This is a genomic window from Cerasibacillus sp. (genome assembly GCF_036516575.1).
In the GTDB taxonomy this organism is placed as follows: domain Bacteria; phylum Bacillota; class Bacilli; order Bacillales; family Amphibacillaceae; genus Cerasibacillus.
On record NZ_DATBTY010000078.1, the window covers coordinates 1 to 13,418 of the forward strand.

The following is a 13,418-nucleotide window of genomic DNA, read 5'->3' on the forward strand; positions in this document are numbered from 1 at the left end:
AGCAGGATTTAAAAGCTGATGATATCATGTCTTCTATTGAAATTACAGATAATCTCGAAGGTTCGGGCTATACCGATAGTGCTGGAGCTTTTGAAAGTATTCAAGAACTAACTGGAACAATTAAATCTGGTGAGGAAATTATAGGTCAATTTATAACAGATATTTATGAAGCAGATGAGTATTATTTTAGAGAAAATCCAGCACTTGTATCTACCAGTGTAAGTAATCAGGTTATCTGGACTATTCCAGCAGAGGAAGCAAAGTAATAATTTATATGGCAATCTCTGAAAAATAATGGAGGTTTTTAAATGAAACGCATGGTTCAACTTATATTTGTAATTCTAATTTCTATAAGTTTGATTGCTTGTAGTACTAAGAACGGTGAAGAAGCAAAGGAATCAGATAACAATGTAGTAAATGAAGAAAATAATGATGGAAAAGACAATGAAGATGCTGACTCAAAAGACAATGATGGCGATTCAGGTAAAAGCTCGTCAGAAATCACAACAGAAGACCAATTAGATTTAAAACTTGGGGATACAGGTAAGTTTGATACAACTCTTGGAACCTATGAAATGACTGTGGAAAGCGCTGAATTATTAGAAGAATTAGATGGGAAAGAAGCTCAATTTGATTATTTGATATTAATTGACTTAAAGCTTAAAAATACAAGTGATCACGACTTAGATGTAGATGATATCATGACATCATTGGAAGTTACCGATAATCTTGAGGGATCTGTTTTTTTCGATGCTTCTCCATCTTTTGATAGTGTAGAAGTATTAACGGGGACAATCCAACCTGGAGAAGAAATTTCTGGTCAATTTATAACAGAAGCTTATGAAGCAGATGAATATTATTTTAGAGAAGATCCTGGAAACGTAGCAGCGGGTGGTAGTAACCAAGTCATCTGGACCATACCAGCAGATGAAGCGAAGTAATAATTTTATTGCAATCATTAATGAATAATGGAGGTTTTCAAATGAAGCGGATCTTAATCATTTTAATAACCGGACTACTATTAAGTGTAACCGCTTGTGGAGGCAATGATGGTGGTAAAAATAAAACTGCGGACAATAAGAAAGAAAATGAAAATACAACAGAAGAAAACGGGGATGAGGTAACAGAAGGAAACAAACAAAATGCTGAGCAAGATAACGAAGATGTTAACGACAATGAATCAGGAGATAGCGAATGGGGAGAAGACCAGCTTGATTTAGGAATTGGCGATACTGGGATAGTAAATAATAATTTTACATCATATGAGGTGACAGTGAACTCAGTAGAATTTTCGGAAAAATTAGGTGAAGAATATCCCCAAGGTGATAAGTTTGCTTTAATTGAATTAACTCTAAAAAATCTCGGCGAAGATTCATACACAGCAGAAGATATACTTGGTAGTGTTACCTTGGCGGATGAACCGGGTTCATCTGGAATGTCTTGGTTCTATGTGGAAGGTGTAGCTGAAGAATGGCCAGGAGAAATGGGAACAAATGAATCGCAAACAGGCTACATATTATTTGATATTTATAATAGTGACCAATACTTTCTACAATTTGGAACCTTTCTAGATGCTGTTTCAAATAAGGTGCACTTTCTCTTCACTGATGAAGATGCTAAATAACTTGTTTTTAACAATTCGTTAGAGATTTTATCATACATTATGCAAGGATGATGACTCAAAAGACAATGATGATGATTCAGGTAAAAGCACATCAGAAATCACAACAGAAGACCAACTAGATTTAACTCTTGGAGATACAGGAAAATTTGATACAACTCTTGGAACCTATGAAATGACTGTGGAAAGCGCTGAATTATTAGAAGAATTAGACGGGAAAGAAGCTCAATTTGATTATTTGATTTTAATTGACTTAAAGCTTAAAAATACAAGTGATCACGACTTAGATGTAGATGATATCATGACTTCTTTAGTGGTTACAGATGACCTAGATGGGCCAGGATTTCCTGATGCTGCTCCAGCATTTGATAGTGCTAAAGAGCTAAGTGGAACTATAAAAACTGGTGAAGAATTAACTGGTCAGTTTATTACTGAAGCTTATGATTCTCATAAATATTACTTTAAAGTGCTATCAGGAACTGTAGCAGCAGGTGGTAGTAACCAAGTCATCTGGACCATACCAGCAGATGAAGCAAAGTAATAATTTTATTACAATCATTAATGAATAATGGAGGTTTTCAAATGAAGCGGATCTTAATCATTTTAATAACCGGACTACTATTAATTTTAACCGCTTGTGGAGGCAATGATGGTGATAAAAATACAACTGCGGACAATAAGAAAGAAAATGAAAATACAACAGAAGAAAACAATGATAGCAATAAAGAAGAGTCTGATGGGGAAATTCCGGTTTATCAGATTGGAGAAACAGCTGTAATAAAGAATGATAAATTTGATTTAGAATATGAAGTTACGGTCAATAGTTTTGAGATTACTAAAGAAGTAGATGGAGTGCCATTAGAAGAATTATTAACAAGCCCAACAGAAAAAAGTAGCTTTTTAGTGGTAGATGTAACGTATAAAAATAATAGTGGTGAGTCTTTCGTTCCTAATGAAAGATTTCTAGCATATTTTGCTCACAGTGATGGTGGTGGCGGTGATTTGCCAGATTACGATGATCTGTTTTTCCCAGACATTGATAAGGAACTTGCCCCTAGTGAGGAAATTACAGGTAAATTAGTATTTATTACTATGGATCCTGTTTTTGATTACTACACCCTAACATATGAACCGGTGTCAGACAATGAAACCTGGTTTCACCTGCCCAATCCAAATAAGTAAGTTTCATAGCCAGAAGGAGGGATAAATAATGAAACGTTTATTACAATTAATATTGTTCATTTTATTAGCAATCGGCTTAGTCGCATGTAGTGATAAAGAAGAGACTAATGATATTACAAAAGGGGATGAGGTAACAGAAGGAAACAAACAAAATGCTGAGCAAGATAACGAAGAGGTTAACGACAATGAATCAGGAGATAGCGAATGGGGAGAAGACCAACTCGATTTAAAAATTGGGGATACTGGGATAGTGAATACTAACTTTGCAACATATCAAATAACAATGAATTCTGTAGAGTTCATGGATAAGATAGGAGAAGAACATCCACAGGCTGATAAATTTGTATTAATGAAATTAACAGTTAAAAATATTGGAAATGAGTCACTTAATGCCGAGGATGCATTAGCAGATGCAATGTTGGCAACAGAACCCGGTTCATCAGGGACATCTTGGTTCTATAAGGATGGTATAGCTGAGGAATGGCCTGGGGAAATAGAACCTGATGAATCTCAGACAGGTGCAATATTATTTGATGTCTCTAACAGCGATGAATACGTCCTTCAATTTGGCACATTTTTTGAATCTGTCTCCAATGAAGTACGCTTTCTCTTCACTGATGAAGATGCTAAATAGCCGGATATTTTATCAGATTACTAGAGAATCATAAAAGAATAATTTTTTTGATTACTTCATAAAGCTGATTATAATTTAAAATTACAAAGTCAGTCCAATCATACTTGAAGAAATTCGGTGATATCGATCATCTCACATTAACAGTCAAAGGATTTGGGAAAACGAAACCGATAGCATCCAACGAGGATGACGATGGCCGCGCACAAAACCGTCGCGTAGAAATTATTTTTCAAGTGGCTGAATGACGCATCTGCTTTATCAATAAATATGATTAAAGAAGGGGGTTTGACATGGTGAAACAGATTTGGCGTATATTTTTAATTCTTGTCATGTCGATGGGCTTAGTCGCTTGTCAGTTAGATGTACCGGAAACGAAAGACAATGCTAATGCTCAAGATAATAAGACAGAAGTAGAAGGAAAGAAAGATAATAAAGAACAGGAAAAAAAGGGGAAAGATGAAGAAGAAAATCAAGCTGCTTCAGCATCAAAGTCTAAGGACACCAAGAAAAAAGGCGACGGAAAAATTGATAGTGGTAAAGGTGGCTTTTTATGGCGTGTTCAAAATGGTGATACAACGGTTTATTTACAAGGAACGATTCATCTAGGTGTTGAAGATTTTTATCCGTTAAATGATGCGATTGAAGACGCATATGAAAGTGCTGATGTTGTTGTGCCAGAAGTTGATATAACAGAGGTCGATCTCTTTTCCAGTATCGGATCAACATTAATTCACGGCGTCTATATTGATGGGACAACAATTGAGGACCATATTTCCAAAGATTTATATAAAAAATTAGAAGAAACATTTGACAAACAAGGTTTGCCAATCGATATTGTAAAGTTTTTTAAACCATGGTTACTAACAACCACGGTTAACCAACTCGCTGCAATGGAATTAGGCTATGATTCAGGTGTTGACCCGTATTTTTTAGAAAGAGCGAAAGAAGACGGGAAAGAAATTCTTGAACTTGAATCAGTGAGCGAACAATACGGTGTGTTATCAGGTCAGTCACCAGAATTCCAAGAACGTCAATTAGAAGAGACACTGGATAGTGTAAATGAATTTGAAAATGTGATGCAACAAATGTTTTCACTATACTTAGACGGTGATGAAGAAGCTATGTTGGACTATCTGTTCCCAAGCGATGTCGAACAAGATAAAGAGTACGAAGAATATATGAAGGCACTAAATGACGACCGAAACAAAAACATGGCCGAAAAAATCGCCGGCTACCTAGAAGAAGGCGCAGACAAGACATACTTTGTCATCGTTGGTACACTACATCTCATTAAAGAACCACATATCCGTTCATTGCTGGAGGAAAAGGGATACGAGGTTGAGAGGGTTTATTAATAGTGTGCTTTATCATTTATGGCTTAATAATGAAGAACGTCTACATTCCTAATAAGTTCGTTTAAGGATAGTAGACGTTTTTTCATTATTTGGGTCATTCCGTGTAACTACAATCAACATCTCTACGGCACAATTGTAACCGGACATGGAGCGTTGTGCAGGACACCATAACTAACACTTCCAAGGACAGCACCTTTTAAAGGACTGCGCCCACGGGATCCCATAATAATACAATATGCGTCTAGCTCTTTGGCAAGCTCACATATTTCTGTTTGTGCACTACCAATTCGAATGACTTTTTCAACAGGAGCGAGTGTTTTTTCGGTCATCGTATCCGTTTTTGCTAAAACCTCAACGCCCATTTCTTTTGAATAATTTTCCACTTCTTCCTTACTGAAAAAGCGTTGCACATTAGCGGTTTGAATATTTGGTTGAACATTAACCAATACAATTTTAAATTCCATTTTTTCCGCTATTTGAATAGCAAATTTTAATGCATCATTTGAATGGTCGGAACCATCATAAGGTACGATCATTGCTTGTGGTCCACATTGTTTAGTCATGTTTATTCCCCCTTTATTTTTTACGAACTCTACTTATCTCTATTGTACCAAGCTATACAAAAAAATGCTGAAGAAATCATAAAAAATATAACTTTCAGTGCGTATAGTCGATATTTCCTATCGGGCTGTTTTCTTGATATAATGACCAAGACAAATGATTTTCACACAATCGTTATAACATGATGAATCATCATTATACATAAGGAAAGGACGACAATCTAATGGCAAAACAACAAATTGGTGTGATTGGACTAGCAGTAATGGGAAAAAACTTGGCGCTTAATATGGAGTCAAAAGGATTTTCCGTGTCCGTCTACAATCGCTCCAGAGAAAAAACAGATCAGATGATGGCAGAAGCAGCGGATAAACAAGTCGTTGCGACATATTCAATTAAAGAGTTTATTGATTCGCTGGAAAAACCACGCAAAATTATGTTAATGGTTAAAGCGGGTGGTCCAACAGACGCGATGATTGAGCAACTTCTCCCACATCTAGAAAAAGGTGATATTTTAATCGATGGGGGAAATGCGAATTTTGAAGATACACAACGCCGCAACAAAAAATTAAGTGAATTAGGCATTCATTTTATCGGGACAGGAGTTTCCGGTGGGGAAGAGGGCGCGCTTTATGGCCCATCACTTATGCCAGGTGGCCAAAAAGAAGCTCACGCCTTAGTGAAACCGATTTTAGAAGCAATCGCTGCGAAAGTGGACGGTGAATCTTGTACGACATACATCGGCCCTGATGGTGCTGGTCATTACGTAAAAACAGTTCATAACGGAATCGAATATGGCGATATGCAGCTCATTTCCGAAGCCTATTTTCTTATGAAACACGTGCTAGGCATGGATGCACAAGAGCTTCATGAGGTTTTCAGTGAATGGAATAAAGGTGAGCTCGACAGTTATTTAATTGAAATCACAGCAGATATTTTTACAAAAGTCGATGAAGAAACAGGTAAACCATTAATCGATGTCATCTTAGATAAAGCCGGACAAAAAGGAACAGGAAAATGGACGAGTAAAAGTGCACTAGACCTCGGCATTCCATTACCGATCATTACCGAGTCTGTCTTTGCACGTTTCATTTCTGCGATGAAAGACGAGCGTGTCTATGCAAGCAAGATTTTATCCGGACCAGAAGTCACGCCATATGAAGGAGATCGTGCTGAATTTGTAGAAGCTGTTCGTGAAGCATTATACATGAGTAAAATCTGTTCATATGCTCAAGGTTTCGCACAAATGCGTGCTGCTTCGGAAGCTTATGATTGGGATCTTCAGTACGGCAATATCGCGATGATTTTCCGTGGTGGCTGTATCATCCGCGCCGCATTTTTACAAAAAATAAAAGAGGCATACGATCGTAATCCAGACTTAGCGAACTTACTCTTAGATGAGTATTTCAAAGAGATTGTTGAAAAATATCAAACATCGCTTCGCAAAGTCATTAGCGTCGCTGTTCAAAATGGTATTCCAGTTCCAGGATTTTCAGCAGCACTCTCTTATTATGACAGCTATCGCGCAGAACGCTTGCCAGCTAATCTTCTGCAAGCACAGCGTGATTACTTCGGTGCACACACATACGAACGCGTCGACAAAGAAGGTCACTTCCATACAGAGTGGTTAAGTAAATAACGTTAGTCGCCGTTAAAAAAGGGCGATAGGTAAGGGGGCTTGTTAGAAGCCCCCTTTTATTTTTGTCTTATATCTTATAGACACCGCATTGAAGCTTCAATACAGCCTCTCGCTTGCGAATATCATGCTGAGACACCGCATTGAAGCCTCAACACAGCCTCTCGCTTGCGAATTTCATGCTGAGGCAACGCATTGAAGCTTCAATACAGCCTCTCGCTTGCGAGGATTCATCTGAGACACCGCATTGAAGCTTCAATACAGCCTCTCGCGGTTGAAAATCATGACGAGACACCGCATTGAAGCTTCAACACAGCCTCTCGCGGTTGAAAATAATAACGAGGCACCGCATTGAAGCCTCAATACAGCCTCTCGCGTGCGAAATTCATGCTGAGACACCGCATTGAAGCCTCAACACAGCCTCTCGCGGTTGAAAATCATAACGAGACACCGCATTGCAGTCTCAATGCATCCTCTCGCGGTTGAAAATCATAACGAGATACCGCATTGAAGCGCCAACACAGCCTCTCGCGTGATAATTTCCTGCTGAGACACCGCATTGAAGTCTCAATGCAGCCTCTCGCTTGCGAATCCATCCGTGAGACACCACATTAAAGCTTCAATTTACCCAATCGCATGACATAAACATTTTTAACCACCTCAATGTTGTACGTGTTCAATCACCTGATGTAAAACATTAATTACATGATAATCATCGATCGAATAATACATCATTGTCCCTTCGCGTCGCGCTTTAACAAGTCGTAAATTTTTCAAATATCGCAATTGGTGAGAGATAGTCGATTGGCCAAGTCCTAATGTTTCCGCAATTTCATTCACTGAATATTCACGTTGACAGATCAAATTTAAAATCCGCACCCGCGTTGTATCACTTAACGCTTTAAATGTTTGGGTGACAGCTTCAATTGTTTCATCGTCCAAATCATGAAATTTTTGATGTTCCATTTATTTTACTCCTCTTCCTTAATGATGATGGTGGTGACCAAGTGTATTTTCTACTTGGATTGTACACAAAATAGACTGGTCATGAAGATGATCTTCGGATTCAATTTGCAAGGTTGTATGCTGAATATCCAACTCTGACAGCTTATGTTCAATGTCATGCACCAATGATTCTGTTTCACGAATTGTTTTCGATCCATCAACGACAACGTGTGCAGATAAAGCATGTAAACCACTTGTGATTGTCCAAATATGAACATCATGGACACCTTTTACTCCAGGAATATCCATCATCGCTTCCACAACATGGTCGAGCTTTATATGTTTAGGCGCCCCTTCCATTAAAATATGAAGAGATTCCTTCGTTACGAAAAAACCACTCCGTAAAACAAGAGCCGCTACAATGACACTTGCTAATGGGTCAGCCCAACCCCAATCAAAAAAGATGATTAGAAGAGCTGCAGCAATAGCACCAATAGAACCGAGCATATCGCTAATAACATGCAAAAATGCACCACGCATGTTCAAGTTACCTTCAGTATCTGCCCTTTTAAACATAATAATCGCTACGACAATATTAACAACTAGGCCAATGGTACTCACAATAAGCATACCTGTTGTCGCAACAGCAGGTGGATTTGAAAATCTTTTAATCGCTTCATAAAAAATTATGAGCGAAATAACGATTAACGTTACACCGTTTAGAGTGGCTGCTAATATTTCAAAACGCTTATGTCCGAATGTTTTACTTTTGCTCGCTGCTTTTTCTCCAATGACAAAGGCCAGTAAAGCAATCCCTAACGACATAGCATCGGAAAACATATGCCCAGCATCTGATAACAATGCCAAACTATTCGTTAAAAAACCCCCAACCGCTTCCACAATCATATATGCCGTAATAATTAAAAAGGAAATAAACAATACTTTTTTATTATTTGTATGTGCGTGATCATGATGTTCTCCCATTAATAACACCCCTTTATATATGAGTATATGTTCATATACACATATTATATATCCTAATAAAAACTGAATCAAGCAATCAGTCATTATATTATTTAACTTACATTTAATTTTTATGCTGATTTTGAAGGGGAAATAGGAGTGAAAAAAATTCTTTTGCGCTTAATGCGAGCTAATCCCGTGAACGTTAGTAAGATTACATCGCATTGCAATTGCAGAGCTAATGCGACTTAAACTCGTATCTTGAATATCAGATCAGGTCGCCTTTAAAGGGGAAGGACCTAACCCCGAATCCGATGATGAGAAAGATCAGATCACATTCTAAGTCAAATGCGCTTAAATCTTATGTACGATGAGAGGGGTTACATCGCTTTTTAGGTGTAAAGTGACTTGCTCCCGAGTGCGCTAGAAAAACTACATGCCTCGCTTGCTAAAAGCGCCTAATCTGCCAATCGTGAGACAAATTAACTCACACTGAAGTATCCAATACGACCTATGTTCACATCCGTGAGAGATATTACTATACATTAAACGCCCAACGTATCTTTTTACAGTAACTCTCACTAAAGATTTAGAAGGGGAGAGGGGCACACTCCGTTCCATCAACACCCAAAAACAAAAAACCAAGGAAAAGGCAGAACCTTATCCTTGGTTTTGAACAGTAACGTCACGATTATATATCTTTAATCGGCCACCAATGGAAACCGTCTTTTTCTAATAACTCATGTGCTGCTTCTGGTCCCATCGATCCGGCTTGATAGTTTGGGAAGTTCGGCTTTTTCCACTTCCAACCTTCAATGACGGAATCGATAAACGCCCATGATAGAGCAACTTCATCCCAGTGGGTAAAGTTTGTCGCATCGCCAAGCATACAGTCTAATAGTAGTTTTTCATATGCTTCTGGAGAGCGCATACCACTTTTATGATTGTAGACATAAGATAATTTAATTGGCTCCGCTTGTGTTCCTGGCTTATTGCTTTTCGCGTTTAAGTGAAGTGTCACACCTTCTTCAGGTTGGACATTAATAACGAGCAAATTCGGCTGCTGCTTGTCCTTTTCATCATAATATAAATTCATCGGCATATTTTTAAATTCGACAACGATTTTCGCCGCCTTTTCAGCCATGCGTTTCCCTGTACGAATATAAAAAGGTACCCCAGCCCAACGATAGTTATCGATATAAACTTTACCAGCCACAAATGTCTCCGTATTCGACCCTTTCAAATCTTCATGCTCTTCTTGATAGCTGGCGACCGGCTTACCATTAATTTCACCACGGTCATATTGCCCACGGACAAAATATTCATCCACTTTTTCCGGCTTAATCCGTCGCATCGCGCGGAAAACCTTAATTTTTTCTGAACGTACTTCATCCGTATCTAATGTAATAGGGGGTTCCATCGCAAGCAGAGCAAGCATTTGTAACATATGGTTTTGTACCATATCACGCGCTGCACCCGATTGATTATAGAAATGGAATCTTTCCTCAACCCCAAGGGATTCACTTGATGTGATTTGAATGTTTGATATGAATTGGTTGTTCCACAGATGCCCGAAAATCCCATTAGCAAAACGAATCACTTCGATATTTTGCACCATTTCTTTTCCAAGATAATGGTCAATTCGGTAAATCTGATCTTCGTTGAATGCCTCGCGCACTTCATTATTTAATTTTTGCGCTGAAGGCAAATCATGTCCGAATGGCTTTTCAATAACGAGGCGTGTCCAACCATCACTATTTTTTAACCCGAATCTATCAATACGCTGTGCAATCATTCCGAAAAATTCTGGAGCCATTGCTAGATAAAACATTCGATTGCCATCTGTATCATACTTTTCCTCTAAATCATTCACGAGATTATGTAGATGTTTATATGATGTTTCATCAGTCACATCAACTTGCTGATAGTAAAAACGTGATAAAAACGATTCCGGATCATCGTTTGTTTCTAATTTTCCGGAAATTGATTCATGGACATGCTGACGGAATTCCGTATGATCCCACGGTTTTCGCGCCGCACCAATAACAGCCACATTCTTATCAATCTGTCCACTGCGAAACAGATTGAAAATAGATGGATATAGCTTGCGCATGGCAAGATCCCCGGTAGCACCGAAAATGACGATAATTGCTTTTGGTTCTTGTTGTTTAGTCATTTTAAACCCTCTCATAAAATATGTAATAAAAACATCCCCTTTATTTTAAAGGAAAATAAACGGGAATGCATTGATAATTGATTATTAACAAGTATATTTTACCCTATTAAAAAAATAATAATAGTCAGATGGCTCTCGGCATATTTTTTTGAGCCTCATTTAACATTATTGCTGCAGGTGAGTCAACAGCCCAACAATCGATATAATAGGAATCGACATCGCCAATGCAAGAGCGACAAAAGTAAACGTGTTTACTGTCTCTTTTGCTTCCGCTGGCACATCAATACGTCGCTGCAATAAAATGGCAATACCTGCAAGTCCCATCATCAGTAGAACAACTGCTCCTGGGATGACCGTTTCTGACATTGGATATTTCTCCTGATCCATCATACCATACACAATAAGGAGAATTGGAATCACTTCAATCGTTGCTACACCAATAAAAAATTTAGTCATAATAGAATTTCTAAGACTCGTATCTTCCTTTAAACGACCGATTAAAACCTTAAACAAAAACACGATCGGAACAACGTTAACTACAGCAGCCAGCATAAACACATAAGGCGCCATCCCCTCACCCCTTTAGACATAATTCTTGTTAATCGTACCACATTGAAAACATGACTGGCAACGATATTCATATCAGCTCGATTTCTGCCCGATTTCAGAGGGCAGAAATCGAGCGGTGCCCATGCAAAATCGAGCGGTGCCCATGCAAAATCGAGCGGTGCCCATGCAAAATCGAGCGGTGCCCATGCAAAATCGAGCGGTGCCAGTCAAGTCCATATTTATGTGTAAATTCGATTTTTCCCAGACAATGTTTTAACCACTATTTTTATTGTGAGTTTCAATCAGCCACAGCTTTGCTGCTTGCCATTGATGTCGTGTTCGAATCTTGGCATTCGATGGAAGGGGTCGGGGCCCCACCAGCGAATGCTTAGATTCGATTTGTCCGTGTTACAATAAAAAACAGGTGAGCCTAATAGGCATTATTTTTCCCGAACCTGTGAGTCGTTCAATAACGCGGACAATAAACGATGTCAATGGTGGCGTGATAGACAGCCTTAATAGTGGATTTTAAATTAAAAATGGATGTATTTTCTTATTCCTTGATCTAGTGTTTCTTCGTAATCCATTAAAACAGAACCTATTAATCGAAACGCCGATTGTTGATTTGGAAAGATTCGTATGACTCTTTCTCGTCTTCTAACCTCTGAATTTATTCTTTCTAGGACATTTGTGGTCTTAATGTGTTTATGTGCGTTCTCTGGCTCAGCGAAAAATTGAATCGCATCTTCAAATCCATCATCTAGTCTTTCAATAGCCTTTTGATATTTACCGTTGTCTTCGTATGTCTTGATGAACTCTTCTTTTAGTTCCCTGGCTATTTTACTATTTGGGGATCTAAAAATACTTTTAGCCAGATTACGCGCGTCTTCTGAGTCTTTCTTAGGCATCGCATCTATGATGTTTTTAATGAAGTGAACTGTACATCGCTGCCAGGTGGAGCCGACAAATTTTTCTTCAATGGCAGCTCTAAGCCCTTGATGAGCATCGGAAATAACTATGCGAGGTGACTTTAACCCGCGAGATATTAAGTAATCGAAGAAATCACTCCAATTTTTCTTTGACTCAGCTTGGGAGATTTTCAAACCGATAATTTCACGTTTTCCTTCGTCATTAACACCCAGCGCAATATAAACTGCCTTAGAAACAACTTTATCGTATTCTCGAACTTTAATATACATGGCATCTAAAAAGAGATAGCGGTAGTTAGTGGTGTTTAAAGGTCGATTCGCCCACTCATTGACGATAGGGTCGAGTTTCTTAGTTAAATTGGAAACAAACGATTTTGAAACACTTTTACCACAAAGCTGTTTAACGATATTCGTTACTTTACGTGTTGAAACCCCGTTTATCACCATTTCAGTCATAGAGAGTAATAACGCTTGATCACAACGTTGATATTTTTCAAATATCTCTGTGGAAAACTCACCACTTCGCGTTCGTGGGACCTTTAAATTTATTGTTCCTATATTAAGGATGAGTTCTCTTTCATAGTACCCATTCCTATAGTCGTGCCTGTTTTTAGTTCGATCATAGCGTTGATTATTCATATAATCATCGCGTTCTTTTTCCATGTATTCGTTCAAAATAAGGACAATCGCAGATTTAATCACCTCATTTAAACTGGATTCAACCACTTGGCCTTTTATTTTTTCGAAGTCTAGTGTAAAATTAATTTGAGTCATCATAAATTCCTCCTTGAATGTTTTTTGGGTTATAAACATTGTTCCAGGAATTGTGATGGCTCATTCTCTTTTTACACAATTATATAGACTTAATCG

General features: G+C 38.2%; 14 protein-coding genes and 1 pseudogene. 9 read left to right on the forward strand and 6 right to left on the reverse strand.

The features are described from left to right. From VIG73_RS13710 to VIG73_RS13745, 8 genes and pseudogenes are all read left to right on the forward strand, one after another. Positions 1 to 266: pseudogene (locus VIG73_RS13710) on the forward strand (hypothetical protein); the annotation flags it as partial. Positions 267 to 308: 42 nt separating this feature from the next. Further along, the gene (locus tag VIG73_RS13715) at positions 309 to 941 is read left to right on the forward strand and encodes a DUF4352 domain-containing protein (protein ID WP_331642966.1); all 633 of its coding nucleotides are present in this window, start codon (positions 309 to 311) and stop codon (positions 939 to 941) included. Positions 942 to 982: 41 nt separating this feature from the next. Continuing rightward, on the forward strand, positions 983 to 1,624 hold the full coding sequence (locus tag VIG73_RS13720; protein ID WP_331642968.1) for a DUF4352 domain-containing protein: 642 nt from the start codon (positions 983 to 985) through the stop codon (positions 1,622 to 1,624). A gap of 172 nt (positions 1,625 to 1,796) precedes the next feature. Then, positions 1,797 to 2,162 (forward strand): hypothetical protein, encoded by a 366-nt coding sequence (locus VIG73_RS13725; protein WP_331642970.1) that lies wholly within the window; start codon positions 1,797 to 1,799, stop codon positions 2,160 to 2,162. A 41-nt stretch (positions 2,163 to 2,203) separates the two neighbouring features. After that, positions 2,204 to 2,803 carry a DUF4352 domain-containing protein gene (locus tag VIG73_RS13730; protein WP_331642972.1) on the forward strand — a complete coding sequence of 200 codons (600 nt, stop codon included), beginning with the start codon at positions 2,204 to 2,206 and terminating at the stop codon, positions 2,801 to 2,803. Between the two features lie 28 nt (positions 2,804 to 2,831). Next, the gene (locus tag VIG73_RS13735; RefSeq protein ID WP_331642974.1) at positions 2,832 to 3,437 is read left to right on the forward strand and encodes a DUF4352 domain-containing protein; all 606 of its coding nucleotides are present in this window, start codon (positions 2,832 to 2,834) and stop codon (positions 3,435 to 3,437) included. Positions 3,438 to 3,541: 104 nt separating this feature from the next. Further along, positions 3,542 to 3,682, forward strand: coding sequence for a hypothetical protein (locus VIG73_RS13740; protein WP_170226737.1), 141 nt, complete (start codon positions 3,542 to 3,544; stop codon positions 3,680 to 3,682). A gap of 48 nt (positions 3,683 to 3,730) precedes the next feature. Continuing rightward, a complete protein-coding gene (locus tag VIG73_RS13745; RefSeq protein WP_331642980.1) occupies positions 3,731 to 4,792 on the forward strand; it encodes a TraB/GumN family protein in 1,062 nt (353 codons plus the stop codon). A gap of 122 nt (positions 4,793 to 4,914) precedes the next feature. On the opposite strand, the gene VIG73_RS13750 is transcribed toward VIG73_RS13745, so the two are convergent. Continuing rightward, positions 4,915 to 5,355 carry a universal stress protein gene (locus tag VIG73_RS13750; RefSeq protein WP_331642982.1) on the reverse strand — a complete coding sequence of 147 codons (441 nt, stop codon included), beginning with the start codon at positions 5,353 to 5,355 and terminating at the stop codon, positions 4,915 to 4,917. A gap of 221 nt (positions 5,356 to 5,576) precedes the next feature. Between VIG73_RS13750 and gndA the strand changes: the two genes are divergently transcribed. Next, positions 5,577 to 6,989, forward strand: a complete 1,413-nt coding sequence (gndA, locus tag VIG73_RS13755) for an NADP-dependent phosphogluconate dehydrogenase (RefSeq protein ID WP_331642984.1) — start codon at positions 5,577 to 5,579, stop codon at positions 6,987 to 6,989. Positions 6,990 to 7,646: 657 nt separating this feature from the next. On the opposite strand, the gene VIG73_RS13760 is transcribed toward gndA, so the two are convergent. From VIG73_RS13760 to VIG73_RS13780, 5 genes are all read right to left on the reverse strand, one after another. Next, positions 7,647 to 7,952 carry a metalloregulator ArsR/SmtB family transcription factor gene (locus tag VIG73_RS13760; RefSeq protein ID WP_331642986.1) on the reverse strand — a complete coding sequence of 102 codons (306 nt, stop codon included), beginning with the start codon at positions 7,950 to 7,952 and terminating at the stop codon, positions 7,647 to 7,649. A gap of 18 nt (positions 7,953 to 7,970) precedes the next feature. After that, positions 7,971 to 8,915, reverse strand: coding sequence for a cation diffusion facilitator family transporter (locus VIG73_RS13765; protein ID WP_331642988.1), 945 nt, complete (start codon positions 8,913 to 8,915; stop codon positions 7,971 to 7,973). A 670-nt stretch (positions 8,916 to 9,585) separates the two neighbouring features. Beyond that, positions 9,586 to 11,070, reverse strand: a complete 1,485-nt coding sequence (zwf, locus tag VIG73_RS13770; RefSeq protein ID WP_331642990.1) for a glucose-6-phosphate dehydrogenase — start codon at positions 11,068 to 11,070, stop codon at positions 9,586 to 9,588. Positions 11,071 to 11,235: 165 nt separating this feature from the next. Continuing rightward, positions 11,236 to 11,640 carry a hypothetical protein gene (locus tag VIG73_RS13775; RefSeq protein ID WP_331642992.1) on the reverse strand — a complete coding sequence of 135 codons (405 nt, stop codon included), beginning with the start codon at positions 11,638 to 11,640 and terminating at the stop codon, positions 11,236 to 11,238. Positions 11,641 to 12,152: 512 nt separating this feature from the next. Then, on the reverse strand, positions 12,153 to 13,322 hold the full coding sequence (locus tag VIG73_RS13780; protein ID WP_331642994.1) for an IS256 family transposase: 1,170 nt from the start codon (positions 13,320 to 13,322) through the stop codon (positions 12,153 to 12,155). Positions 13,323 to 13,418 lie beyond the last annotated feature (96 nt).

What these genes read in the sequence shown, in the direction of transcription:
- VIG73_RS13720 (WP_331642968.1), top strand. Translation starts at nt 983, where the DNA reads ATGAAGCGGATCTTAATCATTTTAATAACCGGACTACTATTAAGTGTA.
- VIG73_RS13735 (WP_331642974.1), top strand. Translation starts at nt 2,832, where the DNA reads ATGAAACGTTTATTACAATTAATATTGTTCATTTTATTAGCAATCGGC.
- VIG73_RS13715 (WP_331642966.1), top strand. Translation starts at nt 309, where the DNA reads ATGAAACGCATGGTTCAACTTATATTTGTAATTCTAATTTCTATAAGT.
- VIG73_RS13725 (WP_331642970.1), top strand. Translation starts at nt 1,797, where the DNA reads ATGACTGTGGAAAGCGCTGAATTATTAGAAGAATTAGACGGGAAAGAA.
- VIG73_RS13780 (WP_331642994.1), bottom strand. Translation starts at nt 13,322, where the DNA reads ATGACTCAAATTAATTTTACACTAGACTTCGAAAAAATAAAAGGCCAA.
- VIG73_RS13730 (WP_331642972.1), top strand. Translation starts at nt 2,204, where the DNA reads ATGAAGCGGATCTTAATCATTTTAATAACCGGACTACTATTAATTTTA.
- VIG73_RS13750 (WP_331642982.1), bottom strand. Translation starts at nt 5,355, where the DNA reads ATGACTAAACAATGTGGACCACAAGCAATGATCGTACCTTATGATGGT.
- VIG73_RS13765 (WP_331642988.1), bottom strand. Translation starts at nt 8,915, where the DNA reads ATGGGAGAACATCATGATCACGCACATACAAATAATAAAAAAGTATTG.
- VIG73_RS13775 (WP_331642992.1), bottom strand. Translation starts at nt 11,640, where the DNA reads ATGGCGCCTTATGTGTTTATGCTGGCTGCTGTAGTTAACGTTGTTCCG.
- gndA (WP_331642984.1), top strand. Translation starts at nt 5,577, where the DNA reads ATGGCAAAACAACAAATTGGTGTGATTGGACTAGCAGTAATGGGAAAA.
- zwf (WP_331642990.1), bottom strand. Translation starts at nt 11,070, where the DNA reads ATGACTAAACAACAAGAACCAAAAGCAATTATCGTCATTTTCGGTGCT.
- VIG73_RS13760 (WP_331642986.1), bottom strand. Translation starts at nt 7,952, where the DNA reads ATGGAACATCAAAAATTTCATGATTTGGACGATGAAACAATTGAAGCT.